We start from the raw sequence: 24300 nt of genomic DNA, 5'->3' as shown, positions 1-24300 counted from the left end.
GCGATGAAGAAACTTGTGCTGACAGGGGCAGCGGGCCGCCTTGGGTCTTACCTGCGCGAACCACTGACCAAACTCTGCGATGAATTGGTATCAACGGATATTGCCGAAGATGTTGGTGCTCTCTACCCAGGTGAACGCTACGTGAAAGCCGATCTGTCCGACCTGAACGCCATGCTTGAGGTGATTAAGGACGCGGATATGGTTGTCCACTTCGGGGCCATCGGGGATGAGGCCGCATGGGACGACATCCTGCAATCCAACATCATTGGAGCCTATAACGTCTGGGAAGCGGCCTATCGCTGCGGCGTCAAGCGGGTGGTCTATGCCAGTTCTGTCCATGCCGTGGGAATGCATAAGAAAACGGACACCATCGGCCTTGATGCGCTACATCGCCCTGACACCTATTACGGACTGGCAAAGTGTTTTAGCGAAGACCTCGCCAGCCTCTACTGGGACAAACGCGGGATCGAGAGCGTCTGCATGCGCATCTTCTCGTGCGCGCAGGCGAATAACGCGCGCAGCATCGGCACATGGCTGTCCTATGACGACCTGATCCATCTGGTCGAGCGGTCAATCGACAGCCCCGTTGTGGGCTTCACGATTGTCTACGGCCTCTCAAACAACGACAGAGCCGTTGTGGACAATAGCAAAGCCGGGCATCTGGGGTATCGCCCCAAGGACAACGCTGAAGTGTTCGCCAAAGAGGTTTTTGCAGACACGCCCCCACTTGATAACAAAGACCCCGCCAATCTATGCATCGGTGGGCCGTTTGCCACGGTTGAATTGGGCAACTCTGGCGTTGCGGCGCTGGGCGTTGTTGATGATCGCAAGGAAACCTAGCTGCGCCCAGTCCGTGACACCCACATGCCAGCAAGGATCAGCGCAACGCCGATGATCCTTGCCCATAGATTGCCGGGCGCACCAAGCCAGACATCCAGCAACACGCCAAACACCATCTGCCCCGCAATGATCAGCAGGGCCGTTTGCGCGGCACCGATCCGTGCGATCAGCCAACTGCCCGCAGCGATAAAGATGACGCCGACCGGGCCACCCAGATAGGCCCACCATGGTGATTGCTCAGGCGCGCCAGCGAAAAGCCCGCCGGCCAGCACCGCCACTACCGTGATAAAGCAAAGCCCAACGATGTGGTTCCAGAATGAGGATTCCATCGCCGAGGTGGACAAGGCCAATCGCCCGTTGATCTGACGGCTAAGCGAGACCAGCACACCGGCAAGAATGGCAAGCAGTGCGAACCCGATCATGTGGCGCTCCCAAAGAAGATCAGGATCAGGCTGCCTGCGGTGATCAGGGCCAGCGAGACATAGTCGCGTGCGGTGGGTGTGCGTTGGGGCAGGCCGAACAGCCCCCGCGTATCGGCAAAAAGGCTAAAGACCATTTGCCCTGCCAGCCCCAACGCGATTGTCCCAGAAAGAGCCAAGGCTGAATTCAGCGTAGCAGAGGTCAGCATGACGGTCACGGCACCCGACACACCACCAAGATAGACCCATAGCGGCGGTCGTGCGGCCTTTGCGCGTTTTGGACGCATGATCGCCAGACAAACAAGTGCGGCGACGGTGCCCGTCAGATGTGGCACCCAGGAGGCGAAGAACAACGACCCATAGGCGGCCAGCGTGCCATTGAACAACACCATGAGCGAGAGCAGACCACCAGCGCCAAAGGCGGCAGCGAAATGGATCATATGCGGGGGCTGTGCAGACTGCGACATAGTCCAGCTTGTCTAGGTTTTTGAGGCGCTGCGCAATTGCTGTTGTCGCCTGACGGCACCGTAGTAAAGGTTCGGTTTCTTTGCAGGTCGCGAGGATTTAACCTGATGCATCTGCTTGATCAGCGCGCGGTTATGCGGCGACAGGCCAAGGGCTGCGTATTTCGACATCCAAGAAGGAAGGGCTTCGACGGCATGGGCGTGCAATGCCATCTTCTGTTCGTGCGCGCTCAGATCCTCAAACGGATCGGTGCAATGTTCCTTGCGCATCAGGTCAATGCAAAGCGCAATCAGGCGTGGCGTGGCGCCTTCCTCTGGTGGAACAGCAACTGCGGACCGATAAATATCGGACAGATTGGTATTTAGGGCACCAAAGCGTCGCTTGACTGTCAAATGACCAATAAGCCAAAATGCTGTCACACTGGTTAACGCGATGATCAAATAAATCGGCAAACTAAGTCCTCGTTACTGCCCCTTCGTACCACATATCGTGTGTGTTTGGCCATATTGGGACAGAATATGTTCAAACTTAAGTCGCGCAGATAACTTTAAGTGAACGGCAGTTTCTGGCCGTTGACACGCCAAGAATCCCCTTTATAAGCCGCACATCCATTGGTGTTGGTGGACCGCGCAAGCGGAACCCTGTCGTCCCGGCCAAATCCGGGGAAAGGACAACGCCCTTCGCAAACAAAGAAGGAGATCAGCGTATGACTAAACGTACCGCTGCCAAGTACAAAATTGACCGCCGGATGGGCGAAAACATCTGGGGTCGTCCAAAGTCCCCAGTAAACCGTCGTGAATATGGCCCCGGCCAGCACGGTCAGCGCCGTAAGGGTAAACTGTCCGACTTCGGCACACAGCTGCGCGCAAAGCAAAAGCTGAAGGGTTACTATGGCGACCTGACAGAAAAGCAGTTCCGCCGCATCTATGGCGAAGCCGAGCGTGTTAAGGGCGATACAGGTGAAAACCTTATCGGTCTGCTGGAGCGCCGTCTGGACGCCGTTGTTTACCGCGCCAAGTTCGTCCCAACTGTTTTTGCTGCACGCCAGTTCGTGAACCACGGCCACGTCACAGTGAACGGCAAGAAGGTGAACATCCCTTCCTACCGCGTCAAAGAAGGCGACGTGATCGAAGTGCGTCAGAAGTCCAAGCAGCTTGAGCTGGTTTTGGTCGCATCCCAGCTACCAGAGCGTGATGTGCCTGATTACATGGACGTCGACCACAACAAGATGACAGCGACATTCACACGTACACCTGGTTTGGGCGATGTGCCTTATCCGGTTGCGATGGAGCCAAACCTCGTCGTCGAATTCTACGCGAAGAACTAATCTTCGTCATAGAAGAAGAATTCTCAAAGGTCGCTCCATCCGGGGCGGCCTTTTTGTTGTCTACAGACTTGCCCGAAAACTGGTCGGCGTCTGCCCCGTGAAATCCAGAAATGCCGCGTTGAACGCGCTGGACGAACGATACCCCACATCATGCGCTACCTGTGTCACTTGGCGCGTTGGGTCAGACAGTCCTTCCACCGCGCGGATCATCCGCAGCCGCCGCAGAAAATCACGCCAGGACATGCCAATCTCATCCTGAAACCGGCGCGCTAATGTCCGTTCTGTCAGGCTGACGGCGGTTGCAATCTCGGCGAAACTCGGTGCTTCGGCGATATGCGCCTCGGTCAGTGATTGTGCCTTGCGCACCGCTTGTGACTTGGCCACAGGCATCCACATTGCATTCGGGGCCGCTGCAGCACGGGTTGCCAGCATGTAAAGCGTATCGAACAACTGGCGCCCATCATTGTCCAGATCCGTCGCATCTGGTCCGTAGGTGCGGCAGGCCAGGATCAGCTCGCGCGCCAGCGGCGACATATCCAGAACACGCAAAGTCGCAGCGGGTGCATCGTAGCTGCCCGGCGAAAACAGCGCCGAACAACAGGTGATAGTGGTAGCAATGGATAGGGTGATCGGCGCTCCGGCGGCAATCAGCGCTGCGCGTGCAGGCGGCAAGGTCCATGTTCGCCCATCCGCCTGCAACCGCATCGTGCCTTTGGCCGCATACAGCAGATAGTGACGGTCAAACTGGATTGTCTTGTCATCCTCTGGAGGGAAATCGCGATAGACGCAAAAGGCGGGCAGCTCTGTCATAGGGGCAAACTATCCCACTGGCGTTGCATCATAAACGGTTGTGCTGGGCGCGCCGGTCATTATTGGGCGCAGAACACCCCCAACCTTCGCGAAAAGCGGGCCATTGCGATATGCGTCAAGGCTATCTAGGTCATTCCATTTGTGCAAAAGCGTGATCACCCCCTCTGTCTGCGGCTGCACCAGCACCCTGTACCCCTGATTGCCGGGCAGGGCCTGCATGACAAGCGCCTCTTCAAGCAGGCAGGCGACGGCGGCACCTTGATCGACCGCGGCAACGGTGAAATTCACTTCGACATATATCATAAAGTTGGCTCCTTTTGGTGGGTGATCAGATAGGCGTGGCTTGATCGGCTTGGTGGGCCGGCAGGGAAACCAGCATCCCACAGGCAATGCAGCCCCACGGCTGCAAGATACGCACGCATCACGTTTGGCTTGATCCTCCGGTGCCGCCAGCGCAGCCAGATGATCCAGTTGCACCAATGCGGCTTGCTCACGACAAGGATCATGCGGCCACCGGGGGCCAACTGAGCCTTCAGCAAGTGCAATGCCTTTTGGGGATCGTCAAAATGTTCAATGACATGTGCGCAAAGGACGATGTCGTGGGGGTGTGAAGGTGCATCCTCTAGCGGCGCGGTGACAGCTTGAAGATCGGCCGTGAAATGGGTGAGCGATCGCAAAGCCGCCGCAGCCATTTCGCTGGATGGATCAAGCAAGGTCAGACAACCGGGGCGGCCAGCAACCTCAATCAGCGCGCGGCTGAACTCTCCGGTGCCACAGCCCACGTCCAGCACGCTGGTGCTGGCGGTGCATAGCCCGGACTGATCGATCAGCCAGCGATAGGCGGCGGCATATCCAAGTCCTTCGACCTTTGTGCGCCAACGCCCGGCGGCCATGTCATAGGAACGGGTAAGATTGAGATCAGTGGTCATGCCCACAACCAATCACAGATCAGCGGTGCCGTGCTTTCGCGGAATTGCCAAAAACACGCGCTCTTCGGACAAACGCGGCGATGCGACCTTCGCACTGGCGTTGCTCTGGGCGGGGCGCTAGAACAGGCGAAACGACACGGGAACGGACCTTTATGGCTGACGGCATTCAACCCCAACCGGGCATTCTTGATATTGCGCTTTATCAGGGCGGTGCATCGGCGCTTGCCGGGCAAAGCAACGTGCTCAAGCTATCGTCAAACGAAAATCCGCTGGGCCCAAGCGTTGCCGCGAAAGAGGCCGTCGTGCGTGCCACTCACGATCTGCACCGCTATCCGTCCACCGACCACGCCAGCCTGAAGGCCGCCATTGGCGAAATCTGGAGCGTTGACCCAACCCGCGTGTTCTGCGGTGTGGGGTCAGGTGATGTGCTCAAACTGCTGGCTGAGGCTTATGCAGGCCCCGGTGACGAGGTGCTGTTTACCGAACATGGGTTTGCCATGTATCCGATCTATGCACGCGCCTGTGGTGCGACCCCGGTTGTAGTGCCCGAAAACGAACGTGTGGTCGATGTCGATGCCATCCTCAAGGCTTGTACAGAGAAAACCAAACTGGTGTTTATCGCGAACCCAGCGAACCCGACAGGCACGATGATTGGCGCCGCAGAGGTTGCACGTCTGGCCGAAGGGTTGCCACCGCAGGCCATGCTTGTGCTGGACGGAGCCTATGCGGAATTTGTGGATGGGTTTGACGCGGGCCAATCGCTGGTCGAGGCGCGTAACAACGTCTTTATGTCGCGCACATTTTCCAAGATCTACGGGCTTGGGGGCATGCGCATTGGTTGGGGCTATGGGCCGCAGGCCGTGATCGACGTGCTAAACCGGATCAGAGGGCCGTTTAACCTCTCTGCTGCGGCATTGGCAGCAGCAGAAGCAGCTGTGCGTGATACCGAACACACTGAAAAGTGCCGGGTTGAGAATGTACGCTGGCGTGATTGGCTGGCGAACGCGCTGGCCGAACTTGGCGTGCCCTCCGACACCTCAACGGCGAATTTCATTCTGGCACGGTTCTCTGACGAGGTTGAGGCAAACGCCTGCGACGACCATCTGCGCAGCGAGGGTATTATCGTGCGCCGGGTCGGGGGTTACGGCCTGCCCCATTGTCTGCGCATCACCGTCGGCGATGAAAGCGCCTGCCGCCGTGTGGCCCATGCTGTTGCCCAATTCAAAGGGGTCAGCTAATGGCGCAAATCTACAACCGCGTCGCCCTGATCGGGCTGGGATTGATCGCATCCTCCATGTGTCACGCCATGCGGCGCAAAGGCCTGGCTGGCGAAATTGTAGGCTATGCCCGCTCTGCCGAAACACGCGAGATCGCGCGCGAAATCGGACTGTGCGACACGATCAGCGAGAGCGCCTCCGAGGCGGCAAAGGACGCGGATCTTGTCGTGCTTTGTGTTCCGGTAGGGGCCATGGCTGCCGTCGCTGCAGAAATCGGCCCGGTCCTCAAACCGGGTGCCACGGTCAGCGATGTGGGTTCGGTCAAGCGGACGGTGATTGAAAGCGTCGGACCACATATCCCTGAAGGTGTCCACTTTGTGCCTGCACACCCGCTTGCCGGGACAGAGCATTCCGGTCCAAGGTCGGGCTTCGCAGAGCTGTTTGACGGACGCTACACCATTCTGGTGCCTGCTGAGGGCAGTGAGACGGCAGCCATAGACCGCTTGGCCGATCTTTGGCGTGGCATGGGCGCGTTGATTGAGCAGATGGATGCCGAACACCATGATTTGGTGCTGGCTGTCACCAGTCACACACCGCACCTGATCGCCTATACGATGGTCGGCGTGGCTGACGACCTGCGCCGGGTGACCGACAGTGAGGTCATCAAATACTCGGCCGCCGGTTTTCGGGATTTCACACGTATCGCCGCCTCTGATCCGGTTATGTGGCGCGATGTGTTCCTGAACAACAAAGAAGCGACGCTAGAGATTTTAGGCCGCTTCACCGAAGAACTTTTCGCGCTGCAGCGTGCCATCCGGCAGGGTGATGGCGATCACCTGCATGACTATTTCACGCGGACCCGTTCCATTCGGCGCGGGATCATTGAGGCGGGTCAAGATACGGACGCACCCGACTTTGGCCGGACCAAGGCGTCAAAGCCGTGATCGTCCGGGCGGCATGTCTGATTGTCATGCTGTCCACAGGAAACCTTTGGGCCCAAGACGACACGGCCCGGCCGGTGGCCCGACCAGACGTACCAACGGATGCCACTACACAAGCGGTTGAACCGGCTGCGGCGGTCATCGCAGAACCAGCTGAGGACACCGTCCGCCCACGCGCGCGCGGTTCAGCAGAGGCTATCTTGCCAAGTTCTGAGATCCGCCCCATCCCCCGCCCATTTGATCGCCCTGATCTAGCGCATGGCGCCCAAACACAGGCCTTGTTCCGCGCCGAACGCGACCTCTTTGCCTTCAGCCCTAACGCTATAGCAACATCCCCACGCCCTGCCGTACGTCCCGCCAGCATTGAGGCTGCGGCAGAAGAACGCCGCCTTGCGCGGTTGCGCGGTCAGATCTGCGGTGACCCGTCAATTCAGGGCAAGACCCTTGGCCGCGTGGACGGGTCCGGTGCTTGCGGTATCGATGATGCGGTGCGGGTGCGTGCCGTTGCGGGTGTGACGCTCAGCCCGCAAGCAACGATTGACTGCCGCACGGCCTCGGCGCTCAAAACCTGGGTCGAAAGGGGTGTTCTGCCTGCGGTTGGCGGAGAAGGGGGTGGTGTATCCTCGCTGCGGGTGGTGTCACACTATTCCTGTCGCACACGTAACAATCAGGCCGGTGCGCGGCTGTCGGAACACTCTTTCGGCCGGGCCATCGACATTGCGGGCATCCGTCTGCGCGACGGCACCGAGATGACGCTACTGACGGATTGGAATTCCGAGGATGACGGCGCGCAATTGCGGCAGATGTGGCGGGCGGCCTGCGGGCCGTTTGGCACTGTGCTTGGCCCGGAATCAAACCGGTTTCACCGTGACCACTTCCATTTTGATACGGCAAGATATCGCAGTGGGTCATACTGCCGTTAACTTTGGCGACCGGCGCGAGGATTGCGCCAAATCAGATGTGGTCGCCGCCGTCGGCGAATAGCGGCGTTTGAACTGAGCCTTTACCCCCGCGCTACCGCCCCCTATAAGCCGCCATATGTTGCGGCAGATGATCATAAGCATTATTTGCCCGGCGGCCTGAACCTTTCACGCCTGCCGGGAAAAGGTGTCCGCGTGTGCGCACCGATCCTACGCTATTCCCACAAATGACTGCTTGAAGGACGCCACCCATGTGCGCCGAAACAACCGATTATAAATCAACCCTGAACCTGCCCCGCACCGATTTCCCGATGCGCGCGGGTCTGCCCAAACGTGAACCCGAGTGGTTGGCACGCTGGGCGCAAATCGGGGTTTATGACCGCCTGCGCGAGAAGGAGGGCCGCCAGCCCTTTACCCTGCACGACGGCCCACCCTATGCCAACGGCCACCTGCATATCGGGCACGCGCTGAACAAGATCCTTAAGGATATGGTTGTGCGCAGCCAGCAAATGATGGGCAAAGACGCACGCTACATCCCCGGTTGGGACTGTCATGGTTTGCCTATCGAATGGAAGATCGAGGAAAAATACCGGGCCAAAGGCCGCGACAAGGATGACGTGAGTGTCGTTGATTTCCGTCAGGAATGCCGCAAGTTCGCCGAAGGCTGGGTTGATATCCAGCGCGAAGAATTCAAGCGCCTTGGCATCACCGGTAACTGGGCCGATCCGTATCTGACGATGAATTTCCACGCTGAACGCGTGATTGCCGAGGAATTTCAGAAATTCCTGATGAACGGCACGCTCTATCAAGGCTCTAAACCTGTGATGTGGTCGCCGGTCGAAAAAACGGCTCTGGCTGAGGCTGAAGTCGAATATCATGACCGCCAAACCGATGCGATCTGGGTGAAGTTTCCTTGCGTGAAGGGCCCCGAGGGCTTTGAGCGCGCCAAGGTCATGATCTGGACGACAACCCCTTGGACGATCCCGCAAAACCGCGCGATCTGCTTTGGCCCTGGCATCAGCTATGGTCTTTACGAGGTTATCGGCCGTCCTGAAGAATGCTGGGCGACCATCGGTGAGCGTTTGGTCATGGCTGACAATCTAGCCGATGACACGTTTGGTGCCGCACGTTTGGACGGTGACATGTATCGCCGCTTGAGTGATGTGACGCCTGATGAGCTGGCGCAGCTGACCTGTGCGCATCCGCTGAACGGGGCCGAGGGTGCAGATGCAGAATGGGACTTTGATGTGCCCTTGCTGCCCGGCGATCACGTGACTGATGACGCGGGTACAGGCTTTGTCCATACCGCGCCCAGCCACGGTGACGATGACTATGCCATCGGGGTCAAGCATGGCCTGCCGATGACCTATAACATCCTTGATGACAGCTCTTACCGGGCTGATTTGCCGTTCTTTGCAGGCGAAGCGATCCTGAAGCCCAACGGCAAACCCGGCGGCGCAAACAAGGCCGTCATCGATAAACTGGTCGCGGTCGGCGGCTTGCTGGCGCGCAAGCGCATCACGATCTCTGACGCACATAGCTGGCGGTCCAAGGCCCCGGTTATTCGCTTGAACCGTCCGCAGTGGTTTGCTGCAATTGATAAGGCCGTCGGTGACGGACAGGACGATTACGGCACAACGATCCGCGAACGCGCGCTGCGCTCCATTGACGAACTGGTGACTTGGACACCGCAGAAAGGCCGCAACCGTCTGCACGCGATGATCGAGGCGCGACCCGATTGGGTCCTGTCACGTCAGCGTGCATGGGGTGTGCCGCTGACCTGTTTCGTCAAGAAAGACGCACAGCCCACCGACCCTGACTATCTGCTACGCAATGAGGCCGTGAATGCCCGCGTCCTGCAAGCGTTCGAGGAAGAAGGTGCCGATGCGTGGTACAAGGAAGGCGCGAAAGAGCGTTTCTTGGGCAATGAGGTCAACCACGAAGATTACGTGCAGGTGTTCGACATCTTGGACGTTTGGTTCGATTCCGGCTCAACCCACGCCTTTGTTCTGCGCGACCGCGAGGACGGATCAACGGACGGCATGGCCGATCTTTACCTTGAAGGAACCGACCAGCACCGCGGATGGTTCCATTCGTCGATGCTGCAGGCATGTGGTACGATGGGTCACGCGCCCTATCGGGGTGTGCTGACCCACGGGTTCACGCTGGATCAGAAGGGCATGAAGATGTCCAAATCCATCGGCAACACCATCGCGCCAGAACAGGTTGTGCAGCAATACGGGGCCGATATCCTGCGGCTCTGGGTGGCGCAGTCGGATTACACGGCTGACCTGCGGATCGGGGATGAGATCCTGAAAGGTGTTGCGGACAGCTATCGCCGTTTGCGCAACACACTGCGTTATATGCTCGGTTCGCTGTCGGATTTCACAGAAAACGACCGTGTTGAACCGGCGGATATGCCGGAGTTGGAACGCTGGGTGCTGCACCGCTTGGCTGAATTGGATGTCAAAGTCCGGGAAGGCTATGCAGCTTACGATTTCCAAGGTGTGTTTCAGGCGGTCTTTACCTTTGCGACGGTCGATCTGTCGGCGTTCTATTTCGATATCCGCAAGGATGCGCTGTATTGCGACGGCGACACCACCCGCCGGCGTGCGGCGCGCACCGTGCTGGATATCCTGTTCCACCGGATCACCAAATGGCCGGCCCCAATGCTGACCTTCACGATGGAAGAAGTTTGGCTGGAGCGGTTCCCGGGCGAAGATAGTTCCGTCCACCTTGAAGATTTCATCGACACACCCGCCGCTTGGCAAGACGAAGCGCTGGCGGCAAAATGGGCCGATGTGCGCAAAGTGCGCCGGGTTGTGACCGGTGCGTTGGAGGTTGAGCGGACCGCCAAGGTGATCGGCGCATCGTTGGAGGCGGCACCTACCGTGTATGTGAGCGGTGACACCGCAAAGCTGCTCGAAACGGTCAGTTTTGACGATTTGTGTATCACGTCGGGCATCTTCGTCTCGACCGAAGCCGCACCCGCGGATGCGTTCCGTTTGGATGATGTCGCGGACGTCGCAGTGGTCTTTGATCGGGCGGAAGGCGACAAATGCCAACGCTGCTGGAAATTCCTGCCCGACGTCGGCACCCATAGCCATCCCGGCGTTTGCAGCCGCTGCAACGAAGCACTTGGCTGATGGAATACGGTGATCTCCAATCTGTTGCACGCATGCGGACGGATTTCGACCGTCAGGGTGCGATGGCAACAATGGGGATCACAGTTGCCGATGTGGCACCGGGGCGCGTGGTGTTGGAAATGCCGTTCAACCCGGATTTCTCGCAACATCACGGGTTTATGCATGCGGGGTTGATCACCTCTGGCATGGACAGCGCTTGCGGGTTTGCAGCACTGACGTTGATGGATGCCGAAAGCGAAGTGCTGACCGTCGAATTCAAATGCAGCTTCATCGCCCCCGCGCGCGGACAGTCATTCCGGTTTGAAGGTGACGTGCTCAAATCCGGGCGCACGCTGACCTTCACCGAAGGGCGGGCTATTGCCATTGATGGCACGCAAGAAACCACAGTTGCGACTATCACCGCCACAATGATGGCGGTGCGCGGGCTCAAGGTATGATTTGTGCTTCCTCAGTCGTGGGGCCGCTTGGGGCAAACGCCCGCGAGGGCGCAATCACCGAACTACTTTGGAATGAACCGGGCAACCTGACCGAAGGGCCTCTTTATGATCAGGCCACCGCCGAGGTCGCAGCCTACTTCGCAGGTGACTTGCAGGACTTCACCTTGCCGCTTGCACCGCGCGGCAGCGAATTTCAGCAGCGGTTCTATGCTGCCCTTTGCGCCATCCCCTTCGGTGAAACACGCACCTACGGCGACTTAGCAAAAGAACTGGGCGTATCAGCGCAAGCCATCGGCCAAGCCTGCGGCGCAAACCCCATCGCGATCTTCATTCCTTGTCACCGCGTCCTTGCCGCAGCCGGGCTAGGAGGGTTTTCGGGCCGTGGTGGGGTTGAGGCGAAGGTTGAACTGCTCAAGCTGGAAGGCGCGGCAGGACTACTGATTTAGGCGCTCTTACGCTCTGGGATGATCTGTTGGCTGACACCGGCAAACAACAGATAGACCGAAGTGATGATCAAACCCCAATGCGCCCAGCTTTCGGGATGGAAATCCACCCAAGCCGCCCAACCTGCAAAGAACGTCCACGCCAGCGCCATAGGCAAGGTGATCAAACGCCAGCGTTCAGTGCGCACCGGATGCACGAATTTCAGCGGCATAAACATGGTGATCGCAAGGCTGGCGACCAGCACCAGCGACACCCAGAAATTGGGCTGCAAGGCAAAGATGACAAGCACCAGCATGTTCCAGCACCCAGGAAAACCGGAAAAGGAATTATCTTTTGTTTTCATGCGTGTATCAGCAAAGTACATCGCCGACGCAAAGGTGATGATGATGATCGCAAACCAGCCTGTCCAACCCGGCAGAAGCCCCGATTTGAAGAGCGCATAGGCTGGCACAAACACATAGGTCAGATAGTCGATGATCAGGTCCAACAGCACCCCGTCGAAGGCTGGTGCGTTGGTCTTTACGTCATATCTGCGGGCGAGCGGGCCATCGATGCCGTCCACAAAGAACGCCACGACAAGCCAAAGAAACATCAGGCTCCATTGTTCCTGCACGGCGGCCAACATGGCGAGCATGGCAAAAACGGCACCGGTGGCGGTGAACAGATGGACAAGAAGGGCTTTGGTGCGGAGTGTCATATGATTGTCATGCTCGAAATTGAATTACAGGGCAACGTGATAGTCAGGCCTTGGGGTGGGCCTTTTCATAAACCGACATCAGATGTGCCGCATCGACGGCGGTATAGGCCTGAGTTGTCGACAATGAGGCGTGACCAAGAAGTTCCTGGATCGCGCGGAGATCACCGCCAGCGGCCAGCAGATGAGTGGCAAAGGAATGGCGCATGGCATGTGGAGTGGCAGTGGCGGGCAGGCCCAATTGCATGCGGGCCTGCTCCATCGCCTTTTGGATCATACGGGGTGATAGGGGGCCACTGCGCACCGCGAGAAAGATGGGTGTGTTGGGTTCAACGGGGTACGGGCAAAGGTCCAGATAAGCATCAACGGCATCACGGGCGGCGTCAATAACGGGCACGATACGCTCTTTTCCGCCTTTCCCGGTGATCCGAAGTACGTCGGGCAGGGGCACATCGGTGCCGGTCAGACCCAGTGCTTCTGATATCCGCAAGCCGCAGCCGTACAGCAGTGTGACAACGGCCACGTCCCGCGCTGCGACCCAAGGCTCCTCGGACTGAAACGCCACTGTTTCAATCATCTGAACGGCGGCACTTTCTTCTAGTGGGCGGGGCAGTTTGCGCTGGAACTTTGGCGACCGTGTAGAAAGCACGGCCGTCGGCTCAAACCCCTCACGCTCGGCCAGCCATTTGTAAAAGGATTTTATCGCAGATAGCGCGCGCGCCAGAGACCGGGCACCGATGCCGCGCCCACGCTCATGCGCCATCCATGCACGCATATCGCGGACGGTCACGCGGGAAATGGGTGCGAGGCCCTGCGACCCGCCGTTATGCTGTGTCATGAAGGCAAGAAAGCCCAGAACGTCCGTCTGGTACGCCTTCAGCGTGTTCTCGGCGGCCCCCGCAAGGGCGCGTTGATGCGCCAGCCAGGCTGTGGATGCGTCTGTCAGGGCAGGCGCGATCATCGGCTTATGCCAACCAGCGCCGCACAACCCGTTCAAAAACACCGGCAAAGAACGTCAAAAGGTCGGTGCCTTGTTGGGAGCTGAACTGCAACGGGTCTTCGCTGCCCATGACCAGCATGGCGGGCAGGCGGTCGGGGCCAAGATCAACCTTCAGGCAGGCTTCGGATTTGATATAGTCTGCGCGGGGGCCATACAGGCTACCACCGACCTTGTGAAAAGGGCGAAGGGTGATCTGGCGTGCGGGCATGTTGCGGCCAAGGGTGATGTAGCCGTCGACATAGTTTTCGGGCATTACAGCGACGGTGGTGCCATCGTTGTTGAGTTCTTCATTGTCGCTGCTTTCCAGCACCAGGCGGATCGCATCGACGCGCAGAATATCGGCAACTTCGCCGGTCAGATCGGTCAGAAACTGTGCAAAGGTGCTGGCATCCATCATGCGCAGGATGGCGCGGTGGACCTGATTGGTGCCTGCCAGATTGTCATAGGCGGCGGCAATCACGTTGCGGTGGGTGTCTTCAAGGCGGTCAAAGCGCGCCTCAAGCCGGTCCATCGCGACCGAGCGCAGATCGACGATATTGCCCGCGGATTGATCTTCGTTGGCCCCCACGAGGGCGCGCATCAGATCGTGATCTTCCAAAAGGACGTCAGGGTTTGCGATGATCTTCTCACGAAGTTCATCAGCCATTATTGGTTTGTTCATGGTGCCTGCTCTGCTTTGTTTTTTGTCAACTTAGCAGAGGGTTACGTCGCTTGTCGCAGGGTTTTTAGCGGCAAAGCACTAAGCGTGGCACTTTTGCCCTATTGGTAGGAGGAGGTAAGGTGGATCTTGATCCACCTTACATGCAGCATCTTACAGGATCTTGATGCCAGCCTTTTCGACATCTGCCATGAAACCAGCCAGACCCTTGTCGGTCAGCACGTGGCTCGCCATCGCCTTGATCACACCGGGAGGGGCTGTCGCCACATCTGCACCGATCTTGGCACAATCGCTCATGTGGTTGGCCGAACGGATCGACGCCGCAAGGATGTTGGTGCCAAACCCATAATTGTCATAAATGGTCCGGATATCCTCGATCAGTTCCAGCCCGTCGATATTGATATCATCCAGACGGCCAATAAAGGGGCTGATGAATGTAGCACCCGCCTTGGCCGCAAGCAGCGCTTGGTTGGCAGAGAAGCAGAGCGTCACGTTCACCATCGTGCCTTCATCTGACAGCGTTTTGCAGGTCTGCAAACCGGCCCATGTCAGGGGCACTTTTACGGCAATATTATCGGCGATCTTAGCCAGCTTGCGGCCTTCCGCCAGCATGGTTTCTGCGTCCAGTGCGACCACCTCGGCAGAGACAGGACCGTCAACAAGGTCGCAAATCTCTTTGGTGACTTCCAGAATATTACGACCGGACTTAGCGATTAGCGAGGGGTTTGTCGTGACCCCATCCACCATCCCCAAGTCGTTGAGTTCTTTGATCTGGTCAATCTCAGCGGTGTCTACGAAAAACTTCATCTCTTCACTCCGGGTATGGGTTGGTATTTGTTGGGTCAGCGTCTACCTGATTGGGCAGGCGACGAAAACCCACAAAGGCGGCTATGACCGACAGCTACTTCCACGAAGGTGACCTTGTTGGCGTGCTGACAACACAGCCGCTGGACCGTGTGCTTGATTATAAGGCACCCGAAGGTGGCTGTCATCTGGGTGCCTTTGTCGAAGTGCCGCTGGGCCCGCGCAAGGTGCTAGGCGTTGTTTGGGCACCGGGCAAGGGTGATTTTGACTACGCCAAGATACGGTCGGTTATTCGGGTGCTTGACGTGGCCCCGATGCGTGACGAGATGCGCAGTTTCTTGACGCGTGCTGCTGAATATACGTTGACGCCGATGCCTGCGATGCTGCGTCTGGCGACCCGCGCGCCGGGCTTGGGCGATGCGCAATCCATGCGCAAAGTTTACCGGCTGGGCGACCAGACCCCCGACCGCATGACCGGAGCCCGCGAAAAGGTGCTCGCCGTTCTGCGAGATTACGGCGGGCTGTCCTTCACATTGGGCGAGGTAGCAGAGATGGCAGGCGTGGGCACGTCCGTGGTCAAGGGCCTCGTCAAGCTGGGCGCGGTTTCAGAAGAAGAAGCGCCGCGAGATACCGCCTACCCGGCACTTGACCCCGACTATGGCGGCAAGGCGTTGAACGCTGATCAGGCCACAGGCGCTGCAACATTGCGCGCCGCACTGCGCAGCGATGGATACGGCACAACCCTGCTGCGAGGCGTGACAGGGTCAGGCAAAACCGAAGTCTACCTTGAAGCCGTCGCCGAATGCCTGCGCATGGGCCGCCAAGCACTGGTTTTGCTGCCTGAAATCGCGCTCTCGGGCGAATTCATCACACGGGTCGAGGCCCGCTTTGGCATGAAACCTGCCGAATGGCATTCAGGTGTGACCATGACCGAACGTCGCCGTTGCTGGCGTATGGTCGGGCAGGGGGATGCGCAACTGGTGGTGGGCGCGCGCTCTGCATTATTCCTGCCGTATCAGAACCTTGGGTTGATCGTGGTCGATGAGGAACATGACACCTCCTACAAGCAGGAAGATGGCGTGCTTTATAACGCCCGCGACATGGCGGTGCTGCGTGCTGCGATCAATGGGGCGCAGGTTGTGTTGGCCTCGGCGACGCCGTCCTTGGAAAGCTGGGCCAATGTGGACAGCGGCAAGTATCAGCGGTTGGAACTGACGTCGCGGTTCGGGTCAGCCGTCATGCCGAAGATGACGGCGATTGATATGCGGGCCGAGGATGTCCCGGGCGGGCGGTGGGTTTCACCCACCCTACTGGGGGCAATCCAGACCCGGTTGGAGAAGGGAGAGCAATCGCTGATTTTCCTCAACCGCCGGGGCTATGCGCCGATCACATTGTGCCGTGCCTGCGGGCATCAGATTGGGTGTGATCACTGTGACGCGCGTATGGTCGAACACCGGTTTCTTAAACGGCTGATGTGCCACCAATGTGGTGAGACGAAACCGATGCCCACCCAATGCCCCAGCTGCGAGGCAGAAGACCGTCTGAGCGCTGTTGGCCCCGGAGTGGAACGCATGGGTGAAGAGGTGGAGGCGCTGTTTCCCGATGCGCGGATCGCTGTGCTGTCATCCGATCTCTACGGTTCGGCCCGTGCGATGAAAGCACATATCGAGGAAATTGCGGAAGGTGGCACTGATATCATCATCGGCACGCAGCTTGTGGCGAAGGGGCACAACTTTCCGCTGCTCACTTTAGTGGGGGTGATTGATGCTGATCTCGGGTTGCAAGGCTCTGACCTGCGTGCGGCAGAGCGCACGTTTCAACTGATGCGGCAGGTCGCGGGCCGCGCGGGGCGGTCTGACACACCGGGTGAGGCGCTCTTGCAGACCTACCAGCCGGAACATGCGGTGATCCGCGCCATTCTGGCAGGGGATGAAGAAAGTTTCTGGGCCGCGGAGGCAGAAGAACGCAAAGCGGCGGGTGTCCCGCCCTACGGGCGCATGGCGGGGATCATCCTGAGCAGTCCCAACGTGCAAGAGGTCTTTGATCTGGGCGCAGAGATGGCGCGCATGGACGCACCGCTGCGCCAGATCGGAGCGCAGGTTTTCGGACCTGCACCGGCACCGATTGCGCGGGTGCGCGGGCGGCACCGCGTAAGATTACTGGTCAAAGCTGATAAGACCGCACCGCTGCAACCTGCCCTTGCCAGATGGGCGGGACAGTTTCGCCTGCCCACCAACTTACGCATGGCGATCGATATCGACCCGCAAAGTTTTTATTAGTCCTTGTTTGGGTCGGCGTAGTCGCCCATTTCCTCGCGCCAGTGTCTGCGGCAAAGCGATATATAACGCTCATTCCCGCCCACAACGATCTGATCACCTGCGGCCAGTACGTTGCCGTCCTCGTCGCGGCGCACGACCATCGTGGCTTTCTTGCCGCAATGGCAGATCGTGCGAACTTCGCGCATTTCATCTGCCAACGCCAGCAATGACGCCGAGGCCGGGAACAGCCGCCCTCTGAAATCGACCCGCAAGCCATAAGTCATGACAGGCACGCCCAAATCATCCACAACGCGGGCCAGTTGCCAGACGTGATCAGGCGTCATGAAATGCGCCTCATCCAGAAAAACACAGGCGCATGGCCCTTCATTCAGACGCGCTGCGATCATCTCGAACAGATCATCATCGGCACCAAATGTGTCTGCATCAGCGCCAATGCCGATGCGGCTGCCAATTCGGCCGACACCTGCACGGTCATCAAAACGCGCAATCAGCAGATAGGTCTGCATCCCTCGTTCGATGTAGTTATGCGAGGCTTGCAGCAGGACTGTCGATTTGCCCGCGTTCATGGTGGAGTAGTTGAAATAGAGCTTGGCCATGACGGGTCATTATCGCGTTTCGAAGGCGCGTTGAAGGCAGCACCTGATTTTTTGCACGCACTGGGCCGCGATGGCAACCAATGCACCGCGCACTCCGTCGCCACGGCAATCTAGGCGACTGAACCAAAGGTGTTGGGGGGTGGATCGCGATCCTTAACATACCATGACTACCGCATGGACACTGGTTACTCGTCCCTCAGAGGAACGCTTTATCAATGACATGACGCACGAACCGCTTTAATGGGAATAGATATCGCGGTTTCCCCTTCCGCAACGGCAGCAAGGTCAAGTTGGAGTACACCTATGGCGGGCAATGGTAACTATCTGAAAAAGCACACCGAAGCCTTGGTCAAGGATGTGGGCATCGAAGCGGCCTGCGAACTGACGGGCAAGTCCAAAGCGACGCTGGGACGATACTATTCCGACAACACCGAACATGCCGACCGGTTCATGCCAGTGGATGCTGTTGTCGCGCTAGAGGCGGCATCGTCCTACCCGCATGTCACCTCTGCGCTGGCAGAGTTGAATGGGGCTGCATTGTCTTACGACAAATCCCGCGCCAACAACGAAGGCGAGATCAATACGGATGTGATCAAGCTCAGTCAGCGCTTTGCCCTGTTGATGGCTGAATACAACCAATCCATTGCCGATGGGGTGATCACCATCAACGAAGCCAAACGCCTGCTGCGCGAAACAACCGCGCTGCAACAGGTGTTGATTGATATGAAACTGCACCTCGAAGACAGCGCCTGATGAGCATCGACACCTCGGATATGCCCAACATCGTGCCGGGCGCGTTGCAGCCGTTGGATATCGCTGCATTGGCGGGGCCCGATGCCCCACAACACCCGCCGCGCATCTTGTTGCTTTATGGCTCATTGCGCGATGTCAGCTATTCGCGTCTGGCCGCCGAAGAGGGCGCGCGTGTCCTGCGGGCGCTGGGCTGCGAGACACGGATATTTGACCCCTCTGGTTTGCCCTTGCCTGACGATGCGGATGCCGATCACCCCAAAGTGGAAGAACTGCGCGATCTGGCCCTTTGGTCCGAAGGCATGGTCTGGTCCAGCCCCGAACGGCATGGGGCGATGACGGGCATCATGAAAACTCAGATCGACTGGATCCCGCTTTCTGCCATTGGTGGCATCAGACCCACCCAGGGCAAGACGCTGGCCGTGATGCAGGTCAGCGGCGGGTCGCAATCCTTTAATACTGTCAATCAGTTACGCATCCTGGGCCGCTGGATGCGGCTGATCACGATCCCCAACCAATCCTCCGTGCCCATGGCCTGGAAAGAGTTCGCGGATGGACGGATGAAGCCTTCCGCCCTTTACAATCGCATCGTTGACGTGATGGAGGAACTGGCACGGTTCACCGTCATGACACGCGGGCGCAGCGCCATGCTGACCGATCGCTATTCAGAGCGGGTCGAGACGCAGGAAGACGTCCACAAACGGGTGAGCAGCTAGATCAGCGGAACCAAGGGCACACCGCAAGCGGTGAGTGTGAAAAGTGCGGCGAGCGTGATGGCGAGTTTCATGTGCGGTCCTGCGGGCTGGTGTAATGGCGCAGTTTCATCACATCTGGGGGTGTAGGGAAAGCATGATTTGCGAACGGACTTGCGACGAAGAGGGCTGATGCGGCTGGAGGCGGATGTGGTTAAATTCTTCAAGCCGATGGGTGAGGTGTATCAGCCGCGTATCAACCGGGTGCTGCGGGTGTTCATGGACTACCGGCTGGCGGGGGGTTATCGATGGGCCGGATACGACGGGCTAGGTGCTGGTGCCGGAGCGACTGGAGACAGGATGGGAGCCGCTGCCCTCATGGAGCGGGGTCAGCAGATGGAAGGGGAGTTGGAGGAGAAGGGCGCGCGTTATTTGAAGGGGCGCAGGGGATATTGTCGGGTACGTCGAGCCCAATTGCTCCTAGTTTCTTGTTGCAACCGACGTGTGGACGGTTAGTTTCTCGTGCAAAGATAAAAATGTGCATCTTGTCTTTGTTTGCACTCGCATAACGTGTAGCGTCAGTAGAGAACTCTATAGAGAATGATGTTGTTCGAATTTGTGAATCTAATATTTACTGAAGTTACTGGAACTATAGCTTCGGTCGTAGGTGCAGTTCTAACGGTTTTTTATTCCAGACGAGCGAAAGGTTCTGCTGACAATGCCCAAATTGCTGCCACTGAGGCCAGAAACCAAATATCGAGTGTTTCAGTGCTTTCAGAGTTGAATGCCTCTTTAGTTCAAATCGATGACCTGTCTCGGCAAATTGGTAGCAGTTCTTGGGAACTCGTGGAGGAGCGTGCAACTTCGCTCCGAAATCGCGTTGTGCCGATAGTAAGACAAAAGTCGGAATTGTTTACGATCGATACTAGGAAGGACTTAGTCCAATTAGTGTCCCATATGCGTGAGATAGGGGAAGAAGCCGATTTGGTACGTTTCACAAATCGAAAGGCGCCTAGCCAAGCGAAGCTTTTGAAAATTGTAAGAGATCAGAAAGAGGTTCTCATCGTGGCGATTTCCGAGATGAAGGAGAGGTTGTCTAAAAATGAATGAAAATACAAATGAGAAAGTTGTCAAGCGTTGGCAGCTTTTGGTAGATCGACTACTGGAACGGACGAAATCTGGTGACCTTGATTGGGAGGAGTCCACGCGTAGCGGAGAATTCATTACTACTGTCAAGAACTCCGTGATTCGATTTGCTCAACAGCGAAACCGGGAAGACCTCACTCTTTATGTCTTTCGCATTGAGAACGATTTTGGTGAAGTGGTTGATTCCTTCAATGACGAGAACCTAGATGCAGACCAAAATGGTGCCCCTTACTTCAAGAAAGTAGATCCTTTCTTTCATGATTTAAGACGAAAGGTGTCTGGAGCCGATGAGCTATTGGATGAATTGCTTAAAGAATTGAATGACGATCTATTCGCTTAGGCACGCTCTATCCCTGCAAGCTCCTCACTCCAACATCCCCCTCAACCCGCGCTTGCATCGCCAACACGGCTGCATGTGACGCCGCGGCTGTCGTGAAATACGGGATTTTGTCGTAGAGGGCGACGGCGCGGATGTCGCGGCTGTCCTCAACCGCTTGTGCGCCTTCGGTCGTGTTGAAGACCAATGCGATGTGCCCGTCTTTGAGCCGGTCAACGATGGTCAGCCCGCCTTCGTAGACTTTGTTAACCACTTCGCAGGCGATCTCATTTTCGGTCAGCCACGCTGCGGTGCCCCGTGTCGCCACGATATCCAGCCCCAGTTTCAGCAGCATTTGTCCAGCTTCCAGCATAGCGTCGGTTTTGTCAGCATCCTTGATTGAGATAAAGACGGTGCCTGCTTCTGGCAGTTCGGTGCCTGCGCCCATTTGCGCCTTGAGGAACGCGCGGGGGAAGGACCGGTCCCAGCCCATGACCTCTCCGGTTGACCGCATTTCAGGGCCAAGGATCGTATCGACGCCGGGGAAGCGGGCGAAGGGCAGGACGGCCTCTTTCACCGAAAACCATGGTGTGTTGGGATCGGCGAGGGTGAAGGCGTCGCCCATAGGCAGGACGTCCATGGGGTTCTCAGAGTCCGGATAAGACGTGCGCAGGGGGAAATTCGACAGTGGTTCGCCCGCCATCAACCGCGCGGCGATAGAGGCGATGGCAGAGTCGGTCGCTTTGGCCACGAAGGGCACGGTGCGGGATGCGCGGGGGTTCACCTCGATCAGGTAAACTGTTTCGTCTTTGACTGCGAACTGGATGTTCATCAGGCCCACAACGTTAAGCGCCTTGGCCAGTTTTTCCGTCTGGCTGCGGATTTCCGCGATCATCGCGTCTGACAGCGAATAAGGGGGTAGGGAACACGCGCTGTCGCCGGAATGAACGCCCGCCTCTTCAATGTGCTGCATGATGCCCGCGACATGGGTGGCGTTGCCGTCTGAAAGACAATCGACGTCAACCTCAACAGCACCGGAAAGGTAGCTGTCAAGCAGGACGGGGCTGTCGCCCGACACCACCACGGCGTCAGAGATGTAGCGGCGCAGCTGGTCCATATCGCGCACGATTTCCATAGCGCGCCCGCCCAAGACGAAGGATGGGCGGATGACGAGTGGAAAGCCGATGCCTTCGGCAATGTTGAGCGCCTCTTCGTCGGTGGCGGCAATGCCGTTATGCGGTTGCTTGAGGTCGAGTTTCTGGACAAGCTGTTGGAAACGCTCACGATCTTCGGCAAGGTCAATGCTGTCAGGTGTAGTGCCAAGGATCGGGATGCCAGCGTCATGCAGCGCATTGGCGAGCTTGAGCGGGGTCTGTCCACCGAATTGCACGATGACGCCGTGCAGGGTGCCATTATCCTGCTCGACGCGCAAGATTTCCATCACGTGCTCAAAGGTTAGCGGTTCGAAATAGAGCCTGTCGGAAGTGTCATAATCGGTGCTGACAGTCTCGGGGTTGCAGTTGATCATGATGGTTTCATAACCCTGATCGGTCAGGGCGAAACAGGCGTGGCAGCAGCAGTAATCGAACTCGATCCCTTGGCCGATGCGGTTAGGGCCACCGCCAAGGATGACGACTTTTTTGCGGTCTGATGGCCGGGCTTCGCATTCCGCCTCGCCCATCACAGGGCTTTCGTAGGTGGAATACATATAGGGTGTTTGCGCCTCAAATTCCGCAGCGCAGGTGTCGATCCGCTTGAAGACGGCATTGACGCCAAGGTTGTGGCGGGCGCGGCGCACCTGGTCCTCGGTGCGGCCTGTCAGCTTGGCAAGGCGTGCGTCGGTAAAGCCGAGCATTTTGATCGCGCGCAGCCCTTCCTCGGTCACGGGCAGGCCGTCTTTGATGATGTCGGCCTCGGCCTCGATGATTTCGCGAATGCGGGCAAGGAACCACGGGTCGAACTTGGTGACGGCGAAGATATCGTCGTCGGACAAGCCGTGCCGCATGGCTTGCGCGATGACCCGGATACGGTCGGGGGTCTGTTTGGCCAGTGCTTTGGTGATCGCAGCGGCATCAGGTGCGCCGGGGATGTCGATGTCATCGAAACCGGTGAGGCCCGTTTCCATAGAAGCGAGAGCCTTTTGCATGCTCTCGTGGAACGTGCGGCCAATGGCCATCGCCTCGCCCACAGATTTCATCGCCGTCGTCAGGTAAGGTTCAGAGCCTGCGAATTTTTCAAATGCAAAGCGTGGGATTTTGGTGACGACGTAATCGATTGTCGGCTCGAAGGACGCAGGGGTCACACCCGTGATGTCGTTGTCCAATTCATCCAGCGTATAGCCCACCGCCAGTTTCGCAGCGATTTTTGCAATCGGGAAACCTGTGGCCTTGGACGCCAGCGCGGACGAGCGCGAAACGCGGGGGTTCATCTCAATCACGACCATGCGCCCGTCAGCGGGGTTCACGGCCCACTGCACGTTGGATCCACCGGTTTCGACGCCGATTTCGCGCAGCACGTTGATGGAGTGCGTGCGCATGATCTGATATTCTTTGTCCGTCAGCGTCAGGGCAGGGGCTACGGTGATTGAATCGCCAGTGTGCACGCCCATCGGGTCCACGTTTTCGATGGCGCAGACGATGATGGCGTTGTCCGCCTTGTCGCGCACGACTTCCATCTCGAACTCTTTCCAGCCCAAAAGCGACTGGTCCACGAGGATTTGGCCGACAGGAGAGGCATCCATGCCCGTGCGGCAAAAATGTTCGTATTCTTCACGGTTATACGCCACGCCGCCGCCTGTGCCACCAAGGGTAAAGGCGGGGCGGATGATGGCGGGCAGGCCGATGTCTTCCAATGCCTCAAGTGCTATTTTGACGCCAGCGTCGAGGTCTTGTTTGCCATCCACTTCGGGGGCGGTCACGATTGTTGCCTTGGGGTTCTCGATGCCTAAACGGTCCATGGCTTCACGGAACAGCTTGCGGTCTTCGGCCATTTCGATGGCTTCGCGCTTTGCCCCAATCATTTCAACGCCGAATTTTTCCAGTACACCCATGTCGGCCAGCGCCAGCGAGGTGTTTAGGCCTGTCTGCCCGCCCATCGTCGGCAAGAGCGCGTCGGGGCGTTCTTTTTCAATAATTTTGGCGACAACTTCCGGCGTGATCGGTTCGATATAGGTTGCATCGGCAAGACCCGGATCGGTCATGATTGTGGCGGGGTTGGAATTGACCAGAATGACCCGGTAGCCTTCTTCGCGCAGCGCCTTGCAGGCCTGTGCGCCGGAGTAGTCGAACTCACACGCTTGGCCGATAATAATGGGGCCGGCGCCGATGATCATGATCGACTGGATGTCGGTACGCTTTGGCATGGCAGTGCCCCCTAATTTGCGAATTGTCGTGGGTTATAGGGATGGCGCGCCATGGTGCAAGGGATTGCGGTGATTTTGATGCCCGTACGGCGCGTTTTTGGACCAAGAT

Annotated in this window: 26 protein-coding genes; 14 read left to right on the top strand and 12 right to left on the bottom strand. The window is 58.0% G+C overall.

Translation table 11 applies throughout. From position 1 onward, the window contains the following. Window positions 1-3 precede the first annotated feature (3 nt). Window positions 4-840: an NAD-dependent epimerase/dehydratase family protein gene (locus tag DHN10_RS15770; RefSeq protein ID WP_108816298.1), complete on the top strand. Its 837-nt coding sequence runs from the start codon at window positions 4-6 to the stop codon at window positions 838-840. Here the strand turns inward: DHN10_RS15770 and DHN10_RS15765 are convergent. From DHN10_RS15765 to DHN10_RS15755, 3 genes are read right to left on the bottom strand one after another with little or no spacing between them, the layout of a single operon-like run. Continuing rightward, complete coding sequence (locus tag DHN10_RS15765) at window positions 837-1262, bottom strand: DMT family transporter (RefSeq protein WP_108816297.1); 426 nt, start codon at window positions 1260-1262, stop codon at window positions 837-839. The two genes, DHN10_RS15770 and DHN10_RS15765, sit on opposite strands and share 4 nt — an antisense overlap. Continuing rightward, a complete protein-coding gene (locus DHN10_RS15760; protein ID WP_108816296.1) occupies window positions 1259-1726 on the bottom strand; it encodes a DMT family transporter in 468 nt (155 codons plus the stop codon). The genes DHN10_RS15765 and DHN10_RS15760 overlap by 4 nt, the downstream gene beginning before the upstream one ends. A gap of 12 nt (window positions 1727-1738) precedes the next feature. Then, on the bottom strand, window positions 1739-2143 hold the full coding sequence (locus DHN10_RS15755; RefSeq protein ID WP_159087023.1) for a hypothetical protein: 405 nt from the start codon (window positions 2141-2143) through the stop codon (window positions 1739-1741). A gap of 287 nt (window positions 2144-2430) precedes the next feature. On the opposite strand from DHN10_RS15755, the gene rpsD reads away from it, so the two are divergent. Then, entirely contained in the window at window positions 2431-3051 is a 621-nt protein-coding gene (gene rpsD / locus DHN10_RS15750) for a 30S ribosomal protein S4 (protein WP_108816294.1), read from the top strand. Window positions 3052-3111: 60 nt separating this feature from the next. On the opposite strand, the gene DHN10_RS15745 is transcribed toward rpsD, so the two are convergent. The 3 genes from DHN10_RS15745 to DHN10_RS15735 are packed head-to-tail and all read right to left on the bottom strand — an operon-like array spanning window position 3112 to window position 4790. Next, complete coding sequence (locus tag DHN10_RS15745; protein WP_108816293.1) at window positions 3112-3861, bottom strand: helix-turn-helix domain-containing protein; 750 nt, start codon at window positions 3859-3861, stop codon at window positions 3112-3114. A 9-nt stretch (window positions 3862-3870) separates the two neighbouring features. After that, entirely contained in the window at window positions 3871-4164 is a 294-nt protein-coding gene (locus tag DHN10_RS15740; RefSeq protein WP_108816292.1) for a putative quinol monooxygenase, read from the bottom strand. Then, window positions 4161-4790 (bottom strand): class I SAM-dependent methyltransferase, encoded by a 630-nt coding sequence (locus DHN10_RS15735; protein WP_108816291.1) that lies wholly within the window; start codon window positions 4788-4790, stop codon window positions 4161-4163. Before DHN10_RS15735 ends, DHN10_RS15740 begins: the two co-directional genes overlap by 4 nt. A gap of 152 nt (window positions 4791-4942) precedes the next feature. Here DHN10_RS15735 and hisC point away from each other — a divergent pair, with 152 nt between their 5' ends. From hisC to DHN10_RS15705, 6 genes are all read left to right on the top strand, one after another. Next, window positions 4943-6028 carry a histidinol-phosphate transaminase gene (gene hisC, locus DHN10_RS15730; protein WP_108816290.1) on the top strand — a complete coding sequence of 362 codons (1086 nt, stop codon included), beginning with the start codon at window positions 4943-4945 and terminating at the stop codon, window positions 6026-6028. After that, window positions 6028-6951 carry a prephenate/arogenate dehydrogenase family protein gene (locus DHN10_RS15725; RefSeq protein WP_108816289.1) on the top strand — a complete coding sequence of 308 codons (924 nt, stop codon included), beginning with the start codon at window positions 6028-6030 and terminating at the stop codon, window positions 6949-6951. Before hisC ends, DHN10_RS15725 begins: the two co-directional genes overlap by 1 nt. Further along, complete coding sequence (locus tag DHN10_RS15720; protein ID WP_234417154.1) at window positions 6948-7871, top strand: extensin-like domain-containing protein; 924 nt, start codon at window positions 6948-6950, stop codon at window positions 7869-7871. The genes DHN10_RS15725 and DHN10_RS15720 overlap by 4 nt, the downstream gene beginning before the upstream one ends. 248 nt (window positions 7872-8119) lie before the next feature. Next, the gene (ileS, locus tag DHN10_RS15715) at window positions 8120-11014 is read left to right on the top strand and encodes an isoleucine--tRNA ligase (RefSeq protein ID WP_108816288.1); all 2895 of its coding nucleotides are present in this window, start codon (window positions 8120-8122) and stop codon (window positions 11012-11014) included. Then, a complete protein-coding gene (locus tag DHN10_RS15710; RefSeq protein ID WP_108816287.1) occupies window positions 11014-11451 on the top strand; it encodes a PaaI family thioesterase in 438 nt (145 codons plus the stop codon). The genes ileS and DHN10_RS15710 overlap by 1 nt, the downstream gene beginning before the upstream one ends. Then, entirely contained in the window at window positions 11448-11897 is a 450-nt protein-coding gene (locus DHN10_RS15705) for a methylated-DNA--[protein]-cysteine S-methyltransferase (protein WP_108816286.1), read from the top strand. Before DHN10_RS15710 ends, DHN10_RS15705 begins: the two co-directional genes overlap by 4 nt. Here DHN10_RS15705 and DHN10_RS15700 read toward each other — a convergent pair. The 4 genes from DHN10_RS15700 to fsa form a co-directional block, all read right to left on the bottom strand. Next, window positions 11894-12592, bottom strand: a complete 699-nt coding sequence (locus DHN10_RS15700) for a CDP-alcohol phosphatidyltransferase family protein (RefSeq protein ID WP_108816285.1) — start codon at window positions 12590-12592, stop codon at window positions 11894-11896. The genes DHN10_RS15705 and DHN10_RS15700 overlap by 4 nt on opposite strands. A gap of 43 nt (window positions 12593-12635) precedes the next feature. Further along, window positions 12636-13550 (bottom strand): tyrosine recombinase XerC, encoded by a 915-nt coding sequence (locus tag DHN10_RS15695; RefSeq protein WP_108816284.1) that lies wholly within the window; start codon window positions 13548-13550, stop codon window positions 12636-12638. 4 nt (window positions 13551-13554) lie between these two features. After that, window positions 13555-14235 carry a DUF484 family protein gene (locus DHN10_RS15690; RefSeq protein WP_234417153.1) on the bottom strand — a complete coding sequence of 227 codons (681 nt, stop codon included), beginning with the start codon at window positions 14233-14235 and terminating at the stop codon, window positions 13555-13557. A gap of 165 nt (window positions 14236-14400) precedes the next feature. After that, window positions 14401-15054, bottom strand: a complete 654-nt coding sequence (gene fsa / locus DHN10_RS15685; RefSeq protein ID WP_108816282.1) for a fructose-6-phosphate aldolase — start codon at window positions 15052-15054, stop codon at window positions 14401-14403. A gap of 83 nt (window positions 15055-15137) precedes the next feature. Between fsa and DHN10_RS15680 the strand changes: the two genes are divergently transcribed. Further along, window positions 15138-17330 (top strand): primosomal protein N', encoded by a 2193-nt coding sequence (locus DHN10_RS15680; protein WP_108816281.1) that lies wholly within the window; start codon window positions 15138-15140, stop codon window positions 17328-17330. Here DHN10_RS15680 and DHN10_RS15675 read toward each other — a convergent pair. Continuing rightward, window positions 17327-17926, bottom strand: coding sequence for a thymidine kinase (locus DHN10_RS15675; protein WP_108816280.1), 600 nt, complete (start codon window positions 17924-17926; stop codon window positions 17327-17329). The genes DHN10_RS15680 and DHN10_RS15675 overlap by 4 nt on opposite strands. Window positions 17927-18229: 303 nt before the next feature. On the opposite strand from DHN10_RS15675, the gene DHN10_RS15670 reads away from it, so the two are divergent. The 5 genes from DHN10_RS15670 to DHN10_RS15650 all read left to right on the top strand — a co-directional run bounded on the left by DHN10_RS15670 (window position 18230) and on the right by DHN10_RS15650 (window position 20854). Beyond that, the gene (locus DHN10_RS15670) at window positions 18230-18679 is read left to right on the top strand and encodes a phage regulatory CII family protein (protein WP_108816279.1); all 450 of its coding nucleotides are present in this window, start codon (window positions 18230-18232) and stop codon (window positions 18677-18679) included. After that, entirely contained in the window at window positions 18679-19392 is a 714-nt protein-coding gene (arsH, locus tag DHN10_RS15665) for an arsenical resistance protein ArsH (RefSeq protein ID WP_108816278.1), read from the top strand. The genes DHN10_RS15670 and arsH overlap by 1 nt, the downstream gene beginning before the upstream one ends. 168 nt (window positions 19393-19560) lie before the next feature. Beyond that, window positions 19561-19884: a BrnA antitoxin family protein gene (locus DHN10_RS20210; protein WP_108816277.1), complete on the top strand. Its 324-nt coding sequence runs from the start codon at window positions 19561-19563 to the stop codon at window positions 19882-19884. A 90-nt stretch (window positions 19885-19974) separates the two neighbouring features. Then, on the top strand, window positions 19975-20478 hold the full coding sequence (locus tag DHN10_RS15655) for a hypothetical protein (RefSeq protein ID WP_159087022.1): 504 nt from the start codon (window positions 19975-19977) through the stop codon (window positions 20476-20478). Then, a complete protein-coding gene (locus DHN10_RS15650; RefSeq protein WP_108816275.1) occupies window positions 20471-20854 on the top strand; it encodes a hypothetical protein in 384 nt (127 codons plus the stop codon). Before DHN10_RS15655 ends, DHN10_RS15650 begins: the two co-directional genes overlap by 8 nt. 7 nt (window positions 20855-20861) lie before the next feature. Here the strand turns inward: DHN10_RS15650 and carB are convergent, their stop codons facing one another. Then, entirely contained in the window at window positions 20862-24191 is a 3330-nt protein-coding gene (gene carB, locus DHN10_RS15645; protein ID WP_108816274.1) for a carbamoyl-phosphate synthase large subunit, read from the bottom strand. Between the last annotated feature and the right edge of the window lie 109 nt (window positions 24192-24300).

The organism is Loktanella sp. Alg231-35 (assembly GCF_900143545.1).
GTDB lineage: Bacteria > Pseudomonadota > Alphaproteobacteria > Rhodobacterales > Rhodobacteraceae > Yoonia.
This window is presented reverse-complemented; position numbering and strand designations above follow the sequence as displayed.